This is a genomic window from Mesorhizobium caraganae, from assembly GCF_016836705.1.
Classification (GTDB): Bacteria; Pseudomonadota; Alphaproteobacteria; order Rhizobiales; family Rhizobiaceae; genus Mesorhizobium; species Mesorhizobium caraganae.
The window spans coordinates 19,675-39,027 of the sequence record NZ_JAFCGY010000016.1 but is presented as its reverse complement, the minus strand read 5'-3'; the positions used below and the strand labels follow the sequence as shown (position 1 = coordinate 39,027).

The following is a 19,353-nucleotide window of genomic DNA, read 5'->3' as shown; positions in this document are numbered from 1 at the left end:
CGCATGGGCGGAACCCCTCGACCCCTCTTGTTCAGGCTGGTAGACGGAACCCCTTTGCGCAAGCTCATCCTGGGTCAGACCGGCAATTCGTTGATCTTCCGGAGGCTCTTGTCGACCACGGATTCAGGAAGGAAACGGCGCAGGAAGCGGACCTGACCCGCCTGTTTTCCAGCAGTGTAGCGCCTGCGCGGTGTTGCATCCGTCGCGGCTTTCACCACCGCACTTGCCACAATGTCGGGGGCGTCGCCGCTCTCTACCCATTTCCGCATCAACGCCTCCATGCGAGGGCGCACCAAATCGTAGACGGGAAGCAGCCGATCAGGTTTGGTGACATTCTCTTCGAAGGATGTACGGGTAACGCCGGGCTCGACCAGCACCACCCGGATTCCAAAGGTGCGCAGTTCGTGGTCGAGCGATTCGGAATAGCCTTCGATGGCATGCTTCGTCGACGCATACAGTGCGTTGAAGGGAGACGGGATCAGGCCCAGAATTGAACTCATGTTGATGATCCTGCCCTTTCCTTGACGCCGCATGATCGGCAACACCGCGTTCGTCATCCGGAGGACGCCGAAGACGTTCACATCGAAGAGCGCCTGAGCTTGGGCGATTGAGGATTCCTCCGCACCTCCGAGTAAGCCGATGCCGGCATTGTTGACGAGCAGGTCAATGCGCCCGACCTTGGCTAACACCTCATCGACAAGTTTTGCCACCGAGGCCTCATCGGTCACGTCGCACGTCAGCATGGACACTTGTGCTGTGCCGTTGCCGACCTTGCGGCGACTTGTCCCGAAGACGGTAAATCCCGCGCGCGCCAGAGCCTCGGCGGTGGCACGGCCGATGCCCGAAGAGGCTCCGGTCACGATTGCGGTTCTTCCCGAAAAGGCACTCATTTGATACTCCAGATGCATGGGGCTAGCTTTTTGCCGGCGATTGAATTACGATCATAATACCACATTACGAGCATAATGCAATAGCAGAAAGGAATAGCAGCCATGCGCTACGAAAAGGGCCGGAAGGACGCGTCCCGCGATCGGATCGTCGAGGTCGCCGCGCAGCGTTTTCGCGGTGACGGCATCGCCGCGTCGGGACTGGCAACCATCATGGGCGATGCCGGGCTGACGAACGGAGCCTTCTATCCGCACTTTCGATCCAAGGCGGAGCTCGTGCGTGAAAGCCTGGTGGCGGCCCTGGAGACCCAGTCGCAGCAACTGCACGAGGTATTGGCCGCCGGTGGTCCGGAGATGGGCATAGCGGCGTATCTGTCGGCTGAGCATCGGGATAATCCGGGAACGGGCTGCGCCAATGCCGCGCTGCTGCCGGAACTCGCGCGTCAGCCGCTCGAAACGCGCGAAATCTACACCGAACGCTTGCTGGTTTTGGTGCGCCAGTTGTCTGCAGCGCTTCCGCAGACCAGGGATCCGGAAGGCGCCGCCATGGGTGTCTTTGCGACCCTCATCGGCGCGCTTCAACTGGCCCGCGCGGTGGCAGGGACGGAATTGTCGGATCGCATCCTTGCGGCAGGAACAGATGCGGCGCGCAGGCTGATCCAGCCAGGTGAGGATGAGAAGGCATCCTAGAGATCGGAGCGGCAACAAGGATGACAACATCATGACGGCCGCAGCACAATAGGGCTTCGCTTCGCGTCAGGCGACGCTGGTGGCGCTGCACGGCGCGGCCCGTGCCCGCAAGCAGTTGCACGGCCTCGTCGACCAGGCGCATGAATTGCTTGAGCCTTACGGCGAACAGGCAGCCTTGCTGAAGGCTGCGGCAAGTTTCGTGACAATCCGCAACAACCGACGTCTTCTGCGATTCGAACCGCCATTCGATTTAGCGGCGAGCTAGGCGGTGAACCCATAAACGCGAACAAACTGAGATTAGTGGGAGCAGTCGGTCAGCTGGGAGCGAACCGGCCAGATGCGGCCATACTGAAACCGAATTCGCGGACTAGACTGCGAGATCCTCAAGCAGACGAGAGATCGTGCTCCGCCCCAGAGCACTCATGGTCGGATTGGTCACCCGATAGTACCAAACGAGACCCATCGCCTGCTGGAAAGCCCATGCGGCGCCGCGCCTCCATTCCAACTCACCGGCTTGAGTGGCTTCGCGAAAGACTGCCCGACGGGCACGGTCGAGTAGGTGCCATGCAACGACGAGATCGAGCGCCGGATCGGCTGGGCCGAAGCTGCCACCGTCAAGAACTCCGACCAGACTTTGCCCTTGTACCAAGAGGTTTGCCGGGATGAGGTCCTTATGGCTCATTACCTCGGAACCTGCAGGAGGCAGTTCGCGTAGGACAGCCCATAGGTGCCGAAGACGCGCGACGTCGAGAAGGTCTTCACTATTGGAGAAGCAGACCTCCATCCAATCGTCATGATCTGAGAGGTTCCCGCCTCGCCCTCGCCCATCGAAACGTCGCCCCTTCACATCTCCCCTGCGAAGCGAGGTTACGAGACGGGCAAGATCGAGTGAGAAGGCTGTTGAGCCGCTCAGCCCGTTGGGCGTCGCCGTTTCGCCCTCTATCCAACTCTGTACCAGCCAAGGCATGGGGTAGGCTGGGCTCGGTCTGCCTAGCCCAATCGGTTGAGGAGTTGGAAACGGGCAATATTCCTTCAGTTCGTTCATCGCAGCCGCTTCCGCCCTCAGCAGGATGGTGCATTGGGTTTGGTCCATCAATCGCAAGGGGAAGCGTGCGGCGTATTTCGAGCCGATGCGGAAAATTGCGTTGACGGTACCTGCTGTTACGAGCGGCACGATCTTCTGATCTTCGTACTGAGGGAACTGATCGCGGATCAGGTCTCGTGCGAGGTCGATTTCGATGCGCATCTGGTCGCTATGCATGAGCTGCCGCTCCCAAGTGGTTTGACCACATGTGCAGTGACTGTATGTCCTCTGTTTGCCCTGTTGGCAGGTGATCAATAGCCGGAATGAGGGCGTTTGCCACTGCCCGTGGCTGCGCGCTACTACCTAATGCAGATGCCGGAGCTTGTCTGGATTGCGCATGACATAGATGGCCGCGATCTTTCCACCCTCGATGTCGAGCGCGGTCGTCTGCAATTCACCATCGGCTTCCAGCGTGATGAACCCTGGCAATCCGTTGATGAAGCCGACGCGCACCAGCGTCGAGCCGTTCTCGCGTAACCAGACCGCCACCTGCTCGTACTGCTTCATGACGGCATCGAAGCCGAGCAATGGCTGCATGGCTGCTGGACGCTTGCCGCCGCCATCGGCATGGGCGCTGACATCTTCCGTCAACAGCACGCCGAGCGCCTGCATGTCGCCGCTGCGCGAGGCCGCGAAGAAGGCTTCGGCGATCTCGAGGCCGCGTTGCTTCTCCACCTTGAAGCGTGGCCGCGCCTCACGGACATGGCCGCGTGCGCGGGCGGCAAGCTGGCGGCAGGCGGCTGCGTCGCGCTCGAGGGCGGTCGCGACCTCCTCGAATTCCAGCCCGAACACATCGTGCAGCAGAAAGGCCGCCCGCTCCAGCGGCGAAAGCCGCTCCAGCACCAGCATCAGCGGCAAGGTGACGTCTTCCAGGTCGTCCTCTTCCACGATCGGCTCGGGCAGCCAAGGACCGATATAGGTTTCGCGCTGGCGCCGCGCGGATTTGAGCTGGTCGAGGCAAAGCCGCGTCACCGTACGGCGCAGGAACGCTTCGGGCTCGCGCACCTGCGACCGGTCGGTTCCCATCCAGCGGATGAAGGCCTCCTGCACGACATCCTCTGCGTCGGTCACCGAACCGAGCATGCGGTATGCGACCCGCATCAGCTTCGGCCGCAGCGGGCCGAAGCCCGCTGCCGTATCTTCAGAAGCCGCCTCCGTCATCAGGCCGCGGCCGCCTTGGCGCTGGAGCGGATCGCCGCAGCATCGGTGTAGAGCCCAAAGCCGACGGCGATGCGGTTCCAGCCATTGATGATATTGATCAACACGGTGAGCTTCACCTGCTCCTCGTCAGTGAAATGCGCCTTCAGATCATCATAGGCGCGTTCGCGGTCCTGTCCTTCCGAGAGGCGCGTGAGCGCATCGGTCCAGCCGAGCGCGGCACGTTCGCGGTCGCTGTAGCAGGGCGCCTCGCGCCAGGCCGGCAGCAGGTAGATGCGCTGCTCGGTCTCGCCATTCTCGCGTGCTTCGGTCGCATGCAGATTGATGCAGTTGGCGCAGCCATTGATCTGCGACGCCCGAAGCTTGACCAGCTCGTTGAGGCTGTGCTCGAGCCCCGCGGCGACAGAGAGCTCGGTCGATGCGCGCTGCCACTGCTTGATCAGCGCAGGGGCAGCGGCGAAGAGGTCCAGTTTGGCGGTCATGATTGCAGTCCTTGTTGTTGGGTACACTCTCATGACGAGACAGGATCGGCTGGTGTGACATCAGGCCAGATTTTTTTGCGCAACAGCTGAGATTGGCGCAGGGGATGACGCCGATCCGGCCTTCACAGTGTCGCCTCGGCGAAGATGCGGGACGCCCATTCCAGGAAAGCGCGTAGCCGGGGAGCAAGCTGCCGGTTCTGCGGATAGAGCGCCGATAATGGCGTCGGCGTCGGCGGAAAATCCTGCAGCACCTCGACCAGTGTCCCGTCCGCCAGATCTTTTTCGAGCCGATAGCGTGGTGCTTGCAGAAGCCCGAAGCCCAGGCGCGCCAGCGCGGCCGCGGTGTCCGAATTGTTGACCTTCACCCGGCCCGGCAGCGTGACCCGATGCACCCTTGTGCCGATCGTGAACTCCAGCGGCAGGACTTCGCCTGTGCGCGAGGAGACGAAACCGATGGCTTGGTGGCCTTCCAGGGCGTCAGGCGATGCGGGCATCCCCTGGCGCTTCAGATAGATCGGGCTGGCGCAAGTGATTTCGCCGATCATCGCCAGCCGTCGCATGATCATGCCGCTGTCTTGTGGTTCGCCCGCACGGATGACGCAATCGACCCCTTCGCGTACCAGATCGACCAGCCGGTCGCCCTGGCCGATATGAAGATCGATCTGGGGATAGCGTTCGAGGAACGCAGGCAACTCCGGCAACAGGAACCTCTGCGTGAGCAGCGGATGCGCGTCGATGCGCAACAGGCCGCGCGGTTCGGCGCTGCGGAATCCCGCCTCGGCATCCTCCACTTCACCCAGGATCGAGAGGCAGCGCTCGTAATAGGCCTGTCCATCAAGCGTCGTGGCCACGTGGCGCGTGGTCCTGTCCAACAGCCTCGTCCCGAGATGATCCTCCAGGTGTTTGATTGCTTCGGTCGCGGTTGAACGCGGCAAGCCGAGATCGGCCGCCGCCGCCGTGAAATTGCGCCGTTCCACCACGCGAACGAACAGCCGCATCCTGTCGAGTCGATCCATAGCCTATTGTTCGCTCTGTCCGAATACTGCTGTCAAGAGTTCCCCGATTATTCGGATAACGTGGCAGGCTATATCCATTCCTGCAGCATTCAACCTGAAGGAAACTGAAAAATGCCGTTTGCCAGCTTCAAGACACCGCAGGCCGCTCTGACGAAGACACAGAAGGAAGAACTCGTTCACAGGACGACGCAAATGTTCGTCGAGTATTTCGGCGAAGGCGTTCGCCCCTACACTATGGTGCTGATCGAGGAAGTCGCCGACGGAGGCTACGGTCGCGCTGACGAAGTCTTCGTCATTCCGGATGCCTACCGGGCCAAGGACGCCTGAGTTCGGGATATCGCATCCAGTCCGTGCTTGGCACATATGAATGCAACGGATCCGGCGCGAACGAAATTTTAATGTAAATCAAGCGTAATCCCGACCATTAAAATGATGCGTATGTGTTGGGGTTGCGCATGCCGGAATACTCTTCCTTCATCCGTTCGATCCGGATCCGCTATATCTCGGGATTGCTGATCTTCGCGCTGGCCTCCGCCGCCGTGATGTTTGCGCTCAATCGCGTCAATTCCTTTCGTCACGACGTGGACGCGCTGAGCAGCAATCTCGTCGTCTTCACCCGCGATCTGCGCAATGCTTCCAGTTTTGCCGAAACCGCCAGCACCGCATGGCGCACGGAAACCCGTGACGGCCTTGCCGCCGCCGCGCGCGGCCATTCGCAACGCCTGACCGGAGAGATCGAAACGCTCTCGGCCCAGCTTGCCGCGATCAGGCCGAGCCTGTCGGCCAGGACCCTCAACGAACTCTCCTCCGCTTCCGTCAACGGCGACCTGTTCTGGTCGTCGCGCGATATGGTGCGCAATTTCAACCTGATGTCGGCGGCGCAAAAGACCGACGAATGGAGTTCGCGCGAAATCCTCAACCAGAACGATCTGTTCGTCCAGCCGATGCTGGTGCGGGTGCGCACCGCCATGGACAGTGAACGCCATCTGGCCGACGCCTCCAGCGACCGGCTGCTTTTGTGGGCAAGCGGCCTTTTGTTTGCGGTTCTTGCCATTGCCGCCTTGTGGATCTTCCGGCCGATGGAAAAGGCGATTCGCCGCGCTTTCACCGAATCCGCCGCATCCTTGTTCAAGGCCGAAGCGGCCGACCGCGCCAAATCGGAATTCCTGGCCAATATGAGCCACGAGATCCGCACGCCGATGAACGGCGTGCTGGGCATGGCCGAGCTGCTCGCCAAAACCGACCTGACGGCGCGCCAGAAAACCTTCACCGACGTCATCGTCAAATCCGGCAATGCGCTGCTCACCATCATCAACGACATCCTCGATTTCTCCAAGATCAATGCCGGCCAGCTGACGCTCGATCCGGCGCCCTTCCGGCTTGCCGAAGCGGTCGAGGACGTGGCGACGCTGGTGTCGGCACGCGTCGCTGAAAAGAATCTCGAGCTGATCGTTCGTGTCGACCCGCGCCTGCCGGCCCATGTCGTGGGCGATGCCGGACGCTTCCGCCAGATCGTCACCAATCTGCTCGGCAATGCGGTGAAGTTCACCGAAAAGGGCCATGTGCTGATCGATGTCGGCGGCGAGGTGGTCGACGGTCTTGTCCAGCTCAAGGTTCGCGTCGAGGACACCGGCATCGGCATTCCGGCCGAGAAGCTGGAGAACGTGTTCGAAAAATTCGCCCAGGTCGACGGCTCGTCGACGCGCCGCCATGAAGGCACGGGCCTCGGCCTTGCCATTGCCGCCCGCCTCGTCGACCTGATGGGCGGCAAGATCGGCGTCGAAAGCGAGATCGGCCGCGGCTCGGTGTTCTGGTTCGCCGTGCCGCTGCCGGCGCATCAGCAGGACACCCGCGACGAGATCGTGCCCGTCGACGTCACCGGCGCCCGCGTGCTGGTCATCGACGACAACCCGGTCAACCGCGAGATCCTGCTGGAACAGCTCAGAAGCTGGAGCTTCGACTGTGCCGCCGCCGAAAGCGGCGCGGTCGGCCTCGCCTTCCTCGACCGGGCCAGCCAACTCGGTGCGGCGGTCGACTGCATTATCCTCGACTACCAGATGCCCGGCATGAACGGCGCCGACGTCGCCAAGGCGATTGCCGCCGATAGCCGTCTCTCCGCCATACCGATGGTCCTGCTGACTTCGGTCGACCAGGTCGATTTCGGTAAGATGGTCATCGATTTCGGCATTGCCGCGCATCTGACCAAGCCGGCGCGCTCGGCCATCCTGCTCGGCACCGTCATCTCGGTCATCCAGAAGGCGCGAGCCCAGATCGGCAAGGCCCACTTCGTTCGCGAACCCGTGGTTGCGCAGGCGGCGCCCGTGGCGCCGCCGGCCTTCACCGTCATTCGCGGCCCGGTGATGCCTGCCGCCACAGTGCCCGAATCGATGACCACGCCGAACGGCCCGATCGATATCCTCATTGCCGAGGACAATGACGTGAACCAGCTTGTGTTCGGCCAGATCCTCAACGGGCTTGGCCTCAGCTACCGCATCGCCGGCAATGGCCGCACCGCCGTCGAGATGTACCGCGCGCTGCGGCCGAAGCTGATCCTGATGGATGTCTCCATGCCGGAGATGAACGGCTATGAGGCGACCCGCGCCATCCGGGCGGCGGAGGCGGCGACAGGCAACCATACGCCGATCATCGGCGTGACCGCGCATGCGCTGAAGGGCGACCGCGACAAATGCATCGAGGCCGGCATGGACGACTATCTGCCCAAGCCCGTTTCGCCCGACCGCCTCGGCAGCAAGATCGGCACCTGGCTCAGCGAGACGGTGGCGGCGAAGACGGCTTGATCCGTCAGCGTAACCGGCCGATGGGGATGATTTCCGACGAGGCGTCGACATAGGGTTCGCCCTGCCAGCCGCCGAGCCATTGCTCCACCAGCAGGCCGGCTTCGTCCAGCATCCCGGCGAGATCTTCCTTCTTCGGAAATGCGATTCTCGATGCGGCACTCAGAACGGGTCTGCCGCCTGGAATTTCATAGAAGGTCGAATAGGCCACGACGCCGGTGGCGGCATCGTATGCGGCATCATACCAGGCCTTGACGGTACCGAGAGCGGGATGCGCTACCATCCGCTCGGAACGCTGCGGAGTCCATTCAAGCCACGCCTTCGCGGCGGCGTTGCGGGTGTCGAAAACGAAGCGCCCGCCCGGAGCGAGATGTTCGGCGATGGTGCGCAGCACCGCCCGCTGGTCGTCTTCTGTCAGAAAAACCTGGAACACGTGACCGGTCAGCAGCACCAGGTCGAAGCGTCTCCCGAGCCGCACCGTTCGCCCGTCTACCTCGATCCAGTCGACCTTGTCGCCGCCGATCCTGCGGCGCGCAACGTCGAGCATGGCCGACGCCGGATCGACGCCAGTAACGCTGCGTCCCCTGGCCATTTCGGCGGCCAGTTGACCGGTGCCGCAACCGAGATCGAGCACCGTGGCAGCATCCCTGGCAAGACGGATACAGTACTCAAAATCGGCGCGGTCCTGGTTTTCTATATCGTAGAACTGAACGAAATTCGGATCGGTGTAGATGAGATCGGTCATCTGCCCTTCTATCATTGGTTCAAACAGCCGCGTCCCGGCGAAAGCGGCGCATCCAGTCGAGGCTGGTCTCGTCCGAGAGCTTGGCGACGCCTGGCTTTATATCGCCGCTGTTGGGCGGCGGAACGCCCAAGGCCTCGCATATCGACGCCAGCGTCGCAGCCGGATTGGCTGACAGGCTTTCATAACCGATGCGCAGCGGGACGATCCCTTGCTTAGCGAACCAGATGTTCCAGGCCGCATGATAGGTCTCGACCTCAGCGAGCTCATGCTGGATCCGCTCGAAATCGTATCGGGGTTCCTGCGGCGGTGCGACCCTTTCGATCTCGGTTCCGTCGGGCGCGATATGCCAAAGCCCGGTCTGCTCCGCCCTGATCAGCGAGACCGCCTGCGCCAGCTTGTTTTCGCGCGAAAGATGGATGTAGAGGACACGGCCGAAGGCCTTTTCGAAACGCGCTTTGTCCGACGGCAGGTCCGGGAAAATCCCGTCGAGGATCGCCGACAGCTCATCCAGATTTTCCCGCATCAGGCGCAGGCCGAAGACATTTGTCCCGCCCTTCCCGGCCCGGATTGCCGCATCGAGATAGGCGACATCGAACTCATGCGCGGTCATCGTTTCGGGATGCGGCAAAGCCCACTCTTCGGCCCATTCCGCAACATCCTGGTAGAATGAGTGCGGATCGCCGGCCGTCCTAGTCGACGCCAGAAGACCGCACAGCAGAGTGCTTCCGGTGCGCGGCGTGCCGCACATAATGTAGGCGTCGAACATCCGCACACATCCAGGTCAGAGCCAGCTGAAACACGGTTGCCCAATAGCGCAAATCGCATCTGGACGCGACCGCCACATTCACATGCGGGCGCTTCGTAGAACCGCTTTAGCCGCGCCGGAATGGATAGAGGAACTGGCGCCAATATCCGTTCGGCACCGGGTGACCATGAATGCCATAGCCCTTCGGCCACCGTCCTTCAGGCATATGATAGGTGCCGAACAGCCGGTCGAGCAGCGGGAAATGAATGGCGAAGTTGACGTCGATCGCTTCTTTCTCGAGGCCGTGATGCCAGTGATGGTAGCGCGGCGACACCAGCAGCTTTTCGACCGGGCCGAAACTGGTTCCGATGTTGGAATGGATGAAGGAGGAATAGACGTAGACGATCAATATATAGGTCTGGATCGCCGATTCATCGAAACCCAGCACGAACATCGGCGTGGCGGTCAGGCTGCGCAGCACGATGATTTCCAGGAAATGCATGCGCGCGCCGGCAATCCAGTCCATGGACTTGGCTGAATGGTGGACCGCGTGAAAGTTCCACAGCCAGGGGATGCGATGGAAAGCCCGATGCACCCAATACTGGGCAAGGTCGGTCAGGAACATCACCGCCAGCAACTGCACCAGCCAAGGCAGGTCGTGGACCCAGGCACGCACGGAACCGAGACCGCCCTGGGCATTGACGAGATTGGATGGGGCCAAGGTCAGATAGGTCAATATCTGCACCAGCAGCGACGAGACCAGATAGTAGAACAGGTCCTCGCGCCATTCGTCGCGAAACACCGTCTGATCCTTGTTGCGGGCGAACAGGCGCTCAAGCGGGACAAACAGCACGCCCATGAACAGGGCGTTCAAGATGAAGAAATCGAGGCCGAAGAACACCCCGTCGATATTCAGCTGATGATGCACCGGAAGCATGCCGATCAGCGACGCCAGAAGCACGGTGAACATGGCCGCCGCGCCAAGCGTCTTTTGCCTGCGCAGCATCATGCTCAGTATGGCCAGGATATAGCCGGAGATCAGGACGAAGTAGAGCACCGGCTTGAAGAACAGCATCTGATGAATGGGCGCCAGATCCGGCATCGACGTCAGCGACGGATAGCGCAGCACGACAACCATCAACAGGGCGGTGACCCCGGCAAGCAAGGCAATCGAGCCGGACAGCCAGCCGGAACCGAACGGGCGCTTGGCGCGCGGCGTTTCCAGCTCACCGACGACTCTTCTCAGGAAATTTGCCACCGGCATGATGCCCCCTTTTTACGATCCCAAAGCTCTCGCCCGAGATATCGACCCATCTTACTACAGTGTAGCGCATTAATATTCGGTCGACGCGACCTTGAACATTAGAGATGACTATCGGGTCTTGGTAGCTCGGCGGAAGCTACGATCGTGGCAAAGACGCCAGGCGCTATAGTCCGAACTTTTCCTGGATGCGACGGGCGCATTCGAGTGGCGTCAGTCGGCTGGTGTCGACTTCGAGGTCGTAGCCTATGCCCGTGTGGACGCGAGGATACTGCCAGCGCGCCAGGCCGGGCAGCCTGTCGGCACGCGCGGCCTCGCGCGCTTCCAGCACCTCCAGTGGCGCCATGACGCCGACGACATGCAAATCGAAAGCCGACAGCAACCCGCGATACTCCGCTATCTCGTCATTGAAGATCACGTCGTCGACGATGAGATCGTTGCCTTGCCCGGCCATGGCGGCGATGGCGTGGCGCATGCCACGCATGGCGCGCGCGCCGACCGGCCCGCTCCTGATCACCACCGACGGCTTGCCGTCTTCCAGCACGGTCTCAAAGGAAAACCCGTCGGCATGATCCTGAAGCGCCTCCGGCAGCATGTCGATGAAGGCATCCATCTGGATATGCAGGAAGGGCGTGGCGGTGATCGTCTGCAGGGCTCTGGCAATCGAACTCTTGCCGGCGCTGCCGACACCATTGAGCAGGACGATTTTGGCAGTCATATCGTCACCCTCGTGCCTACCGGTTGCGCACGACGATACAGGCGCCGCCGACGCTCTGCAGCTTTTGGCAGATGACATTGGCCGCAGCACGGTCGTCGACACCGATCCTGACGGCATAAATGCCGCGCCGGCCGATTGGCGTGCGCACCCGGCTGACCACCGGATGATGCCCGGAAAGCAGCGCCGGAAACCGGCTCCGTACTCGCAGCCATTGATTGATCGCAGCACCGCGGCGGAAATTGCCTGCCACCTGCACGCCCCATGGCTTCACATTGATCGAAGCCATCGCCACGGTTCTGGACATGATCACCGGCAGCTTGCGGCGGGCGACGGCAAAGCTCGTTTTCGTATCGAGCGGCTCGACCGTTCCGGCGTAGGCGCTGTCGGAAAACTTGTCGACCTGCTCGCCCATGACGTCGAAGACGTAAGCTTCGGTTTCCATCGGCAGGAAGCCGCCGGAGCCGAGCCAACGCGACACCCGGTTCTCGCCGGCATTGTAGGCGGCCGCCGCGAGGCCGAGATTGCCGTAGCTGACCTTCATCTCGGCGAGATACTTCGCCGAGGCCGGGATCGCCTGGTCGATGTCGAAGGGATCGGCAAGGCCACGCATCTTGGCCGTACCCGGCATGAACTGGGCGATGCCTTCAGCGCCGACCGGGCTCACCGCATTGGGATCAAACCGGCTTTCCTTCCAGATCAGCCGGGCGAAGAAATCCTTGGGCAGGCCGTTCTGCTCGGCATGCGCCTCGATCAGGTCGCAGACGCGGCCGATCAATCGTTTCGCCGCAGAGCGCGATTGTGGTGGATCGGCGAGCGCCGCGTTGCCGCATAAAAGCCAAACCAGGGAAACGAGGAGCGCTAGGAAGCGCGCCGAACGCTGAGCCCGTGTTGAAAATCGCTCCGGTGAGCCAGATGATGGTGGCTTCGAGAACCGGAGCGGAGCGGACATTAGGTCCGTGAGCACCGGAAGCGCAGAAGACGCCTTCAGGTGGCCACCGGAGTAGATTTTCGGCATGGGCTCATTCGGCCGCGGCTTTGCCGTGCTGCCCAAACCGTTGCTCGATATAGTCGGCGACCATTTTCTCGAAATCGGCGGCGATGGACGGGCCGCGCAACGTCGCCGACTTCTTGCCGTCGACGAAGACGGGCGCCGTCGGCGTCTCGCCGGTGCCGGGCAGCGATATGCCGATATCGGCATGTTTGGATTCGCCGGGGCCGTTGACGATGCAACCCATCACCGCAACCTTGAGGTTTTCCACGCCGGGATATTTTTCGCGCCACACCGGCATGTTCTTGCGCAGGTCTGCCTGGATGTTCTGCGCCAACTCCTGGAACACGGTGGATGTGGTGCGGCCGCAGCCGGGGCAAGCGGCGACGATCGGCACGAATTGGCGAAAGCCCATGGTCTGCAAGAGCTCCTGCGACACCTGCACCTCGCGCGTGCGGTCGCCATTCGGCTCCGGCGTCAGCGAAATGCGGATGGTGTCGCCAATGCCTTGCTGCAAAAGGATGCCCATGGCAGCCGACGAGGCGACAATGCCCTTGGAGCCCATGCCGGCTTCGGTGAGGCCGAGATGCAGCGCATGGTTGGAGCGCGTCGCAAGCTCGGTATAGACGGCAATCAAATCCTGCACGCCGCTGACCTTGGCCGACAGGATGATCTTTTCGCGGGCCAAGCCGATTTCTTCGGCCATTTCGGCCGACAGGATCGCCGACTGCACGATCGCCTCGCGGGTGACCTCCTGCGCCGTCAGCGGAAAGCCTTGGCGCTGGTTTTCGTCCATCAGCCGGGTGAGCAACTCCTGATCGAGCGAGCCCCAATTGACGCCGATGCGCACCGGCTTGTCGTGCTTGATCGCCATTTCGACGATCGCCGCGAACTGGCGGTCCTTCTTGTCCTTGAAGCCGACATTGCCGGGATTGATGCGGTATTTGGCCAGCGCCTCGGCGCAGGCCGGATGATCGGCAAGCAGCTTGTGGCCGATATAGTGGAAATCGCCGACCAGCGGCACATTGATGCCAAGCCGTTCGAGCCGCTCGCGAATGCGCGGCACGGCGGCGGCGCTCTCGTCGCGGTCGACGGTGATACGCACGATCTCGGAGCCGGCGCGGTGCAGCGCCGCAACCTGGGCGACCGTCTGATCGATATCGGCCGTGTCGGTGTTGGTCATCGACTGCACGACGACCGGCGCGCCGCCGCCGACGGTCACACCGCCGACATCGACGCCGACCGAGGTGCGGCGCGGAAAGGGCGAGGAAAAATATCCGGTCATGCCGGCAGCCTCTTGAGCTCCTGAGCGACCTGCGTTCGCGTTGACGCGCAAACCTACGCTCAAACAGTTATCAGCGCATTGCGCTGAGGTTCGGGCATGAGGTGGAGGAGCAAAGATGGCTTGTCAATGGCGACAGGCAGGCAGAGCCGCCAAATCGCAGCGGCGCGGCGACCCGTCACAGACGGCGTCGACCGGCCAACAGTGTCGGAAATAGTAACAAGTAACCGCCTCCGGCGGCGTGTCGCCACCGGAGCGATGGATGCGCGCCGGAGCGGCGCGTCTAGTCCAGGAAGGGCGTCAGTGCGTCGTCGGTTTCGCCTTCAGTTTCTCAATCTCGTCCTTGAGTGCCAGCTTGCGTCGCTTGAGATTCACGATTTCGAGGTCGTCGACCGATGGATGATTCATGGCATCATCGATCTCGCGCTCGATATCACCGTGTTTCCGCTGCAACTCATCAAGATGGGATGCAAGAGACATGATTGGTTCTCCCTTTCATGGTTTCCTCGATTGCAGCCGTCAAAGGCACGTCCACCGCAGGTCGTTCTGTGACGGCACCATTACACTCTGCCACCATCCAACTGAGATGTCGAATGCTGCGTGGTAGCATTCCACGACAATGTGAAATGTGGTATGGGCTGCGCGCCGGCTACAAAACCCCGCCGGTCCCGCCCAATCAGGCCCATCATTGGGCGCCGCAGACGTGCAGACGGTAGATAATGTCCGAACAGGAACAGGCTGATATCCGCCTCGAATTTTCTCGGCTGAAACAAGAGCATGCCGATTTCGACGCGGCCATCAATGCGATGATCGCCATGGGTTGTGATCCCTTGCAGATCCAACGCATGAAGAAGAAGAAACTGTTCCTCAAGGACCGGCTGATGGCGCTGGAAGACAAGATCATCCCGGACATCATCGCCTGAGCGATAGCCTCGGAGCCTGACCCCTTACCCCGGGATCGAAAGCCTTGCGGCGCGTTCACGCAACAGCGCAATAAGCTCGTCGGTCTTTTCCTTCGCGGTGTCGATCGGAACCACCAGGCACATCGTTGCCTCAACCTTGCCTGTGACGGAAAAGACCGGAGCGGCCAGGCATTTGGTATAGGCGTCGACCAGCCCCGAGGTGATGCAATAGCCGGTCGTCCTGGCCGTCGCGATATCGGCGATGAAATCGTCGAGCTGCAGCCTGCGGCCATCCGGCAGCAAAAGGTCGTCGTCCGATACCATGTCCTGGATAGTAGCCTTCTCAAACCCGGCCAGAAGCAGCCGCCCTGATGCCGTCCATGGCAGCGGGATCTGCAGGCCGGTGGCCGAGCTGATGCGGAACGGCCTGGTGCCGGGGCTGGAATGGACGATGGTGTAGCGGCCGCTTTGCAGCATGCACAATTCGGAGGTCTCGCCGGTCTCGCGCGACAGATTGTCGACCTCCTGCCGGCCCCTGCGGAGCAGGTCGTTGCCCCGGACATAGTCCATTCCGTAGAGATAGAGCTTCTTGCCGAAATAGACCCTGTTGCCGTCGCCCTCCATCTCCAGGAGACCCGCATCGACCAGCGAGCGCACCAGCGTGTAGGTGGTGGAGCGCGGCGCATTCACCCCTTTGGCGAGGTCGCCAATGCCGATGGCGCGCTGCGTGACATGCAGGAACTCCAGGATCTCCAGCACCCGGTTGAGACCCTTTTCGCGCGAGCCTGATGTCCGTTCAGCGGCTGGGCCAAGAACTGGCTGATCGGTGACGTCATTGGCGTCTTGCATTGTCGATTCCTAATGTTAGTATCTGTCTTGTATAGGATACATGTGTCTTTTGTAAGAGACAAATCGCATGCGACACATGTGCCTGTAAGGGGAACTCAAACGAACAGGAGGTCGCAGTGAACGACACATCCAAGCGAGATTTTCTGAAACTGGGCATGGCCGGGCTGGCAACGGCCGGCGTTATGACCGCGGTCAGCGCCGAGAAGGCGGCAGCACAAGCCGCATCCGACAGCGTGCTGCGCACCGCGCTCGACCGCGGCAAGCTGATCGTCGGCACCGGCAGCACCAATGCGCCGTGGCATTTCGAGAACGATGCCGGCGAGCTGGTGGGCATGGACATCACCATGGGCCGCATCCTGGCCAAGGGTCTTTTCGACGACCCGAGCAAGGTCGAGTTCGTCATGCAGGACCCGGCGCAGCGCATTCCGAATGTCACCACCAACAAGGTCGACATCACCATCCAGTTCATGACCATGACTGCCCAGCGCTCGCAGTTGATCAACTTCTCCAGGCCGTACTACGTCGAGGGTGTCGCGCTGCTGACGCTTCCGACAGCCGAGAACAAGACATTCGACAAGCTGCTCGCCGGCGGTTCGGCGACACGCATCTCGATCCTGCAGAATGTCGACGCCGAGCAGAACGTCCATCTCGTCCTGCCGCAGTCGCAGGTGATGCAGATCGACACCCAGGCCAACGTGCTCCAGGCGCTGGAATCGAAGCGCGTCGACGCGGCCGCCGTCGATCTCTCGACGGTCCGCTGGCTCGCCTCGCGCAATCCCGACAAATATTTCGACGCCGGCAAGAGCTGGTTCTCGATGCTTTACGGTGCCGCGCTCCGGCAAGGCGATCTCGACTGGCTGACCTTCGTCAACACGACCTTCGCGACCGCAATGTTCGGTCATGAAACGGCGCTCTACGACGCGGCATTCAAGGACTATTTCGGGTTGGAGCCGCCGGCGCGGCATCCTGGTTTCCCGGTCATCTAACGCAGCCTGTGGAAGGGTGCTCGGCGCCCTTCCACCCCTTGTCTTGTTTGCGGCCCCTTTGGCCATTGCGGGAGACGCATGGGCTATACGCTCAATTTCAACCTGATCTGGCGGCATTTCGACAAGCTCTGGGGTGGGCTGCTGCTCAGCCTCGAGCTTGCCGTGATTTCGATTGCCATAGGCATCGTCATCGGCCTGGTGCTGGCGGTCTGGTACGTCTCGGCCGGTCGCGTGGTGCGCGCCATCATCGCGGCTTACGTCGAATTCATCCGCAACGTGCCGCTGATCCTTCTGGTCTATCTCGTCTTTTACGGCGTGCCGACGGTGGTCGATCTCGCCTACAGCGCGCCGACCTCCTTCGTGCTGACGCTGTCGGTCTATAGCGGCGCCTATCTGGTCGAGGTTTTCCGCTCCGGCCTGGAAGCTGTGCCGCGCGGTCAGCTCGATGCCGGCAAGGCGATCGGCCTCACCCCATGGCAGCGGCTGGTTCACGTGCGCCTGCCGACTATGTTGCGCATCACCTTGCCGGCACTGTCCAACACCTTCATCTCGCTGTTCAAGGACACGTCCATCGCCTCGGTCATCTCGGTGCCGGAGCTGACCTATGGCGCCCAGTGGATCAACTTCAACACCTTCCGCATCGTCGAGGTCTATCTGGTGACGACGGCAATGTATCTGGTGACCGGCTACGCCCTGCTGTTCGGGCTGCGGCTGGTCGAGCGGCGGTTCAGGGCGGCGCGCTGACATGCTGAGCCAGATCCTCTACGCCTTGCCGTTCCTCGCCCAGGGTTTCGCGGTGACCTTGTGGGTGTCGCTGCTGGTCGTTGTGCTGTCGCTGATTGCCGGCGTCGCACTCGGCGTCGGCCTGGTCTATGGCCCGGCGCCGCTGCGTTGGGCGGTGCGCATTTTCTCGGACACCATCCGCGGCATCCCGATCCTGGTGCTGATGTTCTTCGTCTATTACGGCCTGCCCGCCGCCGCGCTTCACCTGCAATCCTTCTGGGCAGCCGTGCTGGCGCTGACCTTGTTCAAGACGGCGCAGGTCGTCGAATATGTGCGCGGCGCCGTCGGCTCCATTCCCAAAGGCCAGTCCGAGGCGGCGATGGCGATCGGCCTGACCTTTCGCCAGCGGCTCACCTCCGTCATCTTTCCGCAGGCCTTTAGGCGCTTCCTGCCGCCCTGGATCAACGGCGTGACCGATGCGGTGAAGGGCAGCGCGCTGGTCTCGCTGCTCGGCATCACCGACCTGATGCAGGCCATCAACCAGGTGATCGGCCGCACCTATGAGGCAATGCCGCTCTATATCCTCGGCGCCTTGATCTATTTCGCCGTCAACTATGCGCTTTCCTACGCCAGCCGGCGGCTGGAACAGCGCTTCGCGTTCATCCGGGACTAGCACGATGGCCACAAGCTTGAACGACACTACAGCCCTTCTCGACATTGCCGGGGTCTCGAAAGCCTTCGGCTCGGTCGAGGTGCTGCGCTCGGTCAGCCTCAAGGTTGAGAAGGGCGAGGTGGTCACCGTCATCGGGCCTTCGGGCAGCGGCAAGACGACCCTTTTGCGCTGCGTCAACTTCCTCGAAAGCTATGACTCAGGCTCGATCCGTATCGACGGCAAGGAGGTCGGTTTTCGCGAAGCCGGCGCGCGCCAGCGGCGCAGCGAGCGCGACCTGGCCGCCATGCGCGCCGAGACCGGCATGGTGTTCCAGAGCTTCAACCTGTTCCCGCACCTGACCGCCGCCGGCAACATCATGCTCGGCCTCATCAAGGTGCGCGGCAAGAGCAAGGCCGAGGCGCGCCAGATCGCCGAGCATTGGCTGGGCCGCGTCGGCCTGGCCCACAAAGCCGACAGCCTGCCGGCGGAACTCTCCGGAGGCCAGCAGCAGCGCGTCGGCATTGCCCGTGCGGTGGCGATGGAACCAAAAATCCTGCTGCTTGACGAGATCACCTCGGCACTCGACCCCGAACTGGTCGGCGAGGTGCTGGCCGTTGTGCGCAGCCTCGCCGAAGACGGCATGACCATGGTGATGGTCACCCACGAAATGGCCTTTGCCCGCGACGCTTCGAGCCGCATCGTCTTCATGGCCGATGGCGGTGTCAGCGCTGTCGGCCCGCCGAAGGAAATTCTCGCCCAAGAGACCACCAATGAGCGCCTGCGCTCTTTCCTGGCGCGGTTCCGCGCCTCGCATTTCTGACATGGGCGGCCCAAAGCAATTCCAGGAAAAGTGTAAGCGGTTTTCCGTCCGGAATTGCGTAAAACAACAGGCCGCCCCAAGGAGAATTCTTCCATGACGCCTTACATTCGGCTCGCCGAACTCGGCCTGACGCTGCCCGAGCCGCCGACGCCGATCGCCAATTTCGTCACCCATGCCGAAAGCGGGCGGCTGATCTTTCTCTCAGGTCAGGGGCCGCTGCGCGCCGACGGCACGCTGTGCACCGGCAAGGTCGGCGACGACGTCACCGTCGAGCAGGCCTATGAGCATGCCCGCCTCACCGGCCTCAATCTGCTTGCCGTCATGCATGCCGCTGCCGGCGATCTCGGCCGCATCGTGCGCGTCGTCAAGCTGCTCGGCTTCGTCAATGCGACGCCGACCTTCAGCGACCACCCGAAAGTCGTCAACGGCTGCTCGGATCTGTTCGCCAACGTCTTCGACAAGATCGGCGGCCATGCCCGCTCGGCGATCGGCGTCGGCTCGCTGCCTGGAAACATCACCGTCGAAATCGAAGCGGTCGTCGAGATCGCCGCCTGACAGTCAAGGGATTTG

22 protein-coding genes and 1 pseudogene are annotated in these 19,353 nt (G+C 61.9%); 10 read left to right on the top strand and 13 right to left on the bottom strand.

From position 1 onward, the window contains the following. Window positions 1-74: 74 nt before the first annotated feature. On the bottom strand, window positions 75-890 hold the full coding sequence (locus JQK88_RS23230) for an oxidoreductase (RefSeq protein ID WP_203279557.1): 816 nt from the start codon (window positions 888-890) through the stop codon (window positions 75-77). A gap of 102 nt (window positions 891-992) precedes the next feature. Between JQK88_RS23230 and JQK88_RS23225 the strand changes: the two genes are divergently transcribed. Beyond that, complete coding sequence (locus JQK88_RS23225) at window positions 993-1,577, top strand: TetR/AcrR family transcriptional regulator (RefSeq protein WP_192259291.1); 585 nt, start codon at window positions 993-995, stop codon at window positions 1,575-1,577. Window positions 1,578-1,635: 58 nt separating this feature from the next. Continuing rightward, window positions 1,636-1,842, top strand: a pseudogene (locus JQK88_RS23220) (hypothetical protein); the annotation flags it as partial. 102 nt (window positions 1,843-1,944) lie between these two features. Here the strand turns inward: JQK88_RS23220 and JQK88_RS23215 are convergent. The 4 genes from JQK88_RS23215 to JQK88_RS23200 form a co-directional block, all read right to left on the bottom strand. Further along, window positions 1,945-2,838, bottom strand: a complete 894-nt coding sequence (locus JQK88_RS23215) for an aminoglycoside phosphotransferase family protein (RefSeq protein WP_203279556.1) — start codon at window positions 2,836-2,838, stop codon at window positions 1,945-1,947. Window positions 2,839-2,964: 126 nt separating this feature from the next. Continuing rightward, window positions 2,965-3,822, bottom strand: a complete 858-nt coding sequence (locus JQK88_RS23210) for a sigma-70 family RNA polymerase sigma factor (RefSeq protein ID WP_203279555.1) — start codon at window positions 3,820-3,822, stop codon at window positions 2,965-2,967. After that, complete coding sequence (locus JQK88_RS23205; protein WP_203279554.1) at window positions 3,822-4,301, bottom strand: carboxymuconolactone decarboxylase family protein; 480 nt, start codon at window positions 4,299-4,301, stop codon at window positions 3,822-3,824. Before JQK88_RS23205 ends, JQK88_RS23210 begins: the two co-directional genes overlap by 1 nt. 122 nt (window positions 4,302-4,423) lie before the next feature. Continuing rightward, on the bottom strand, window positions 4,424-5,317 hold the full coding sequence (locus JQK88_RS23200) for a LysR family transcriptional regulator (protein WP_192259287.1): 894 nt from the start codon (window positions 5,315-5,317) through the stop codon (window positions 4,424-4,426). Between the two features lie 111 nt (window positions 5,318-5,428). Here JQK88_RS23200 and JQK88_RS23195 point away from each other — a divergent pair, with 111 nt between their 5' ends. Together JQK88_RS23195 and JQK88_RS23190 are read left to right on the top strand one after the other, a co-directional pair. Next, the gene (locus JQK88_RS23195; protein ID WP_192259286.1) at window positions 5,429-5,644 is read left to right on the top strand and encodes a tautomerase family protein; all 216 of its coding nucleotides are present in this window, start codon (window positions 5,429-5,431) and stop codon (window positions 5,642-5,644) included. A gap of 128 nt (window positions 5,645-5,772) precedes the next feature. Further along, window positions 5,773-8,115 carry a response regulator gene (locus JQK88_RS23190; protein ID WP_203279553.1) on the top strand — a complete coding sequence of 781 codons (2,343 nt, stop codon included), beginning with the start codon at window positions 5,773-5,775 and terminating at the stop codon, window positions 8,113-8,115. A 4-nt stretch (window positions 8,116-8,119) separates the two neighbouring features. Here JQK88_RS23190 and JQK88_RS23185 read toward each other — a convergent pair whose 3' ends face one another. From JQK88_RS23185 to JQK88_RS23155, 7 genes are all read right to left on the bottom strand, one after another. After that, window positions 8,120-8,857 (bottom strand): class I SAM-dependent methyltransferase, encoded by a 738-nt coding sequence (locus tag JQK88_RS23185; protein WP_203279552.1) that lies wholly within the window; start codon window positions 8,855-8,857, stop codon window positions 8,120-8,122. 19 nt (window positions 8,858-8,876) lie between these two features. After that, the gene (locus JQK88_RS23180) at window positions 8,877-9,623 is read right to left on the bottom strand and encodes a Stf0 family sulfotransferase (protein ID WP_203279551.1); all 747 of its coding nucleotides are present in this window, start codon (window positions 9,621-9,623) and stop codon (window positions 8,877-8,879) included. A 106-nt stretch (window positions 9,624-9,729) separates the two neighbouring features. Beyond that, entirely contained in the window at window positions 9,730-10,866 is a 1,137-nt protein-coding gene (locus JQK88_RS23175; RefSeq protein ID WP_192259283.1) for a sterol desaturase family protein, read from the bottom strand. A gap of 163 nt (window positions 10,867-11,029) precedes the next feature. Continuing rightward, a complete protein-coding gene (locus tag JQK88_RS23170; RefSeq protein ID WP_203279550.1) occupies window positions 11,030-11,581 on the bottom strand; it encodes a chloramphenicol phosphotransferase CPT family protein in 552 nt (183 codons plus the stop codon). A gap of 16 nt (window positions 11,582-11,597) precedes the next feature. Then, entirely contained in the window at window positions 11,598-12,356 is a 759-nt protein-coding gene (locus JQK88_RS23165; RefSeq protein ID WP_376740445.1) for a transglycosylase SLT domain-containing protein, read from the bottom strand. 244 nt (window positions 12,357-12,600) lie between these two features. Beyond that, window positions 12,601-13,854, bottom strand: coding sequence for a flavodoxin-dependent (E)-4-hydroxy-3-methylbut-2-enyl-diphosphate synthase (gene ispG / locus JQK88_RS23160; protein WP_203279549.1), 1,254 nt, complete (start codon window positions 13,852-13,854; stop codon window positions 12,601-12,603). A gap of 297 nt (window positions 13,855-14,151) precedes the next feature. Further along, on the bottom strand, window positions 14,152-14,331 hold the full coding sequence (locus JQK88_RS23155) for a YdcH family protein (RefSeq protein ID WP_095487303.1): 180 nt from the start codon (window positions 14,329-14,331) through the stop codon (window positions 14,152-14,154). Between the two features lie 239 nt (window positions 14,332-14,570). Here JQK88_RS23155 and JQK88_RS23150 point away from each other — a divergent pair, with 239 nt between their 5' ends. Beyond that, window positions 14,571-14,774, top strand: a complete 204-nt coding sequence (locus JQK88_RS23150) for a YdcH family protein (protein WP_112559568.1) — start codon at window positions 14,571-14,573, stop codon at window positions 14,772-14,774. A gap of 24 nt (window positions 14,775-14,798) precedes the next feature. Here JQK88_RS23150 and JQK88_RS23145 read toward each other — a convergent pair whose 3' ends face one another. After that, window positions 14,799-15,602 (bottom strand): IclR family transcriptional regulator, encoded by an 804-nt coding sequence (locus JQK88_RS23145; protein WP_203279548.1) that lies wholly within the window; start codon window positions 15,600-15,602, stop codon window positions 14,799-14,801. Window positions 15,603-15,718: 116 nt separating this feature from the next. On the opposite strand from JQK88_RS23145, the gene JQK88_RS23140 reads away from it, so the two are divergent. The 5 genes from JQK88_RS23140 to JQK88_RS23120 all read left to right on the top strand — a co-directional run bounded on the left by JQK88_RS23140 (window position 15,719) and on the right by JQK88_RS23120 (window position 19,338). Then, complete coding sequence (locus JQK88_RS23140; protein WP_192259278.1) at window positions 15,719-16,588, top strand: transporter substrate-binding protein; 870 nt, start codon at window positions 15,719-15,721, stop codon at window positions 16,586-16,588. 78 nt (window positions 16,589-16,666) lie between these two features. Further along, window positions 16,667-17,332: an amino acid ABC transporter permease gene (locus JQK88_RS23135; protein WP_192259277.1), complete on the top strand. Its 666-nt coding sequence runs from the start codon at window positions 16,667-16,669 to the stop codon at window positions 17,330-17,332. 1 nt (window position 17,333) lies between these two features. After that, window positions 17,334-17,984, top strand: a complete 651-nt coding sequence (locus JQK88_RS23130; protein WP_203279547.1) for an amino acid ABC transporter permease — start codon at window positions 17,334-17,336, stop codon at window positions 17,982-17,984. A 4-nt stretch (window positions 17,985-17,988) separates the two neighbouring features. Continuing rightward, entirely contained in the window at window positions 17,989-18,783 is a 795-nt protein-coding gene (locus tag JQK88_RS23125; RefSeq protein ID WP_203279546.1) for an amino acid ABC transporter ATP-binding protein, read from the top strand. Window positions 18,784-18,876: 93 nt separating this feature from the next. Then, window positions 18,877-19,338: a RidA family protein gene (locus tag JQK88_RS23120; protein ID WP_192259274.1), complete on the top strand. Its 462-nt coding sequence runs from the start codon at window positions 18,877-18,879 to the stop codon at window positions 19,336-19,338. The last annotated feature ends 15 nt before the right edge of the window (window positions 19,339-19,353 follow it).

Bases quoted from the DNA above. Each gene is read 5' to 3' on its own strand.
- JQK88_RS23230 (WP_203279557.1), bottom strand. From the start codon at position 890: ATGAGTGCCTTTTCGGGAAGAACCGCAATCGTGACCGGAGCCTCTTCG.
- JQK88_RS23225 (WP_192259291.1), top strand. From the start codon at position 993: ATGCGCTACGAAAAGGGCCGGAAGGACGCGTCCCGCGATCGGATCGTC.
- JQK88_RS23215 (WP_203279556.1), bottom strand. From the start codon at position 2,838: ATGCATAGCGACCAGATGCGCATCGAAATCGACCTCGCACGAGACCTG.
- JQK88_RS23210 (WP_203279555.1), bottom strand. From the start codon at position 3,822: ATGACGGAGGCGGCTTCTGAAGATACGGCAGCGGGCTTCGGCCCGCTG.
- JQK88_RS23205 (WP_203279554.1), bottom strand. From the start codon at position 4,301: ATGACCGCCAAACTGGACCTCTTCGCCGCTGCCCCTGCGCTGATCAAG.
- JQK88_RS23200 (WP_192259287.1), bottom strand. From the start codon at position 5,317: ATGGATCGACTCGACAGGATGCGGCTGTTCGTTCGCGTGGTGGAACGG.
- JQK88_RS23195 (WP_192259286.1), top strand. From the start codon at position 5,429: ATGCCGTTTGCCAGCTTCAAGACACCGCAGGCCGCTCTGACGAAGACA.
- JQK88_RS23190 (WP_203279553.1), top strand. From the start codon at position 5,773: ATGCCGGAATACTCTTCCTTCATCCGTTCGATCCGGATCCGCTATATC.
- JQK88_RS23185 (WP_203279552.1), bottom strand. From the start codon at position 8,857: ATGACCGATCTCATCTACACCGATCCGAATTTCGTTCAGTTCTACGAT.
- JQK88_RS23180 (WP_203279551.1), bottom strand. From the start codon at position 9,623: ATGTTCGACGCCTACATTATGTGCGGCACGCCGCGCACCGGAAGCACT.
- JQK88_RS23175 (WP_192259283.1), bottom strand. From the start codon at position 10,866: ATGCCGGTGGCAAATTTCCTGAGAAGAGTCGTCGGTGAGCTGGAAACG.
- JQK88_RS23170 (WP_203279550.1), bottom strand. From the start codon at position 11,581: ATGACTGCCAAAATCGTCCTGCTCAATGGTGTCGGCAGCGCCGGCAAG.
- ispG (WP_203279549.1), bottom strand. From the start codon at position 13,854: ATGACCGGATATTTTTCCTCGCCCTTTCCGCGCCGCACCTCGGTCGGC.
- JQK88_RS23155 (WP_095487303.1), bottom strand. From the start codon at position 14,331: ATGTCTCTTGCATCCCATCTTGATGAGTTGCAGCGGAAACACGGTGAT.
- JQK88_RS23150 (WP_112559568.1), top strand. From the start codon at position 14,571: ATGTCCGAACAGGAACAGGCTGATATCCGCCTCGAATTTTCTCGGCTG.
- JQK88_RS23145 (WP_203279548.1), bottom strand. From the start codon at position 15,602: ATGCAAGACGCCAATGACGTCACCGATCAGCCAGTTCTTGGCCCAGCC.
- JQK88_RS23135 (WP_192259277.1), top strand. From the start codon at position 16,667: ATGGGCTATACGCTCAATTTCAACCTGATCTGGCGGCATTTCGACAAG.
- JQK88_RS23130 (WP_203279547.1), top strand. From the start codon at position 17,334: ATGCTGAGCCAGATCCTCTACGCCTTGCCGTTCCTCGCCCAGGGTTTC.
- JQK88_RS23125 (WP_203279546.1), top strand. From the start codon at position 17,989: ATGGCCACAAGCTTGAACGACACTACAGCCCTTCTCGACATTGCCGGG.
- JQK88_RS23120 (WP_192259274.1), top strand. From the start codon at position 18,877: ATGACGCCTTACATTCGGCTCGCCGAACTCGGCCTGACGCTGCCCGAG.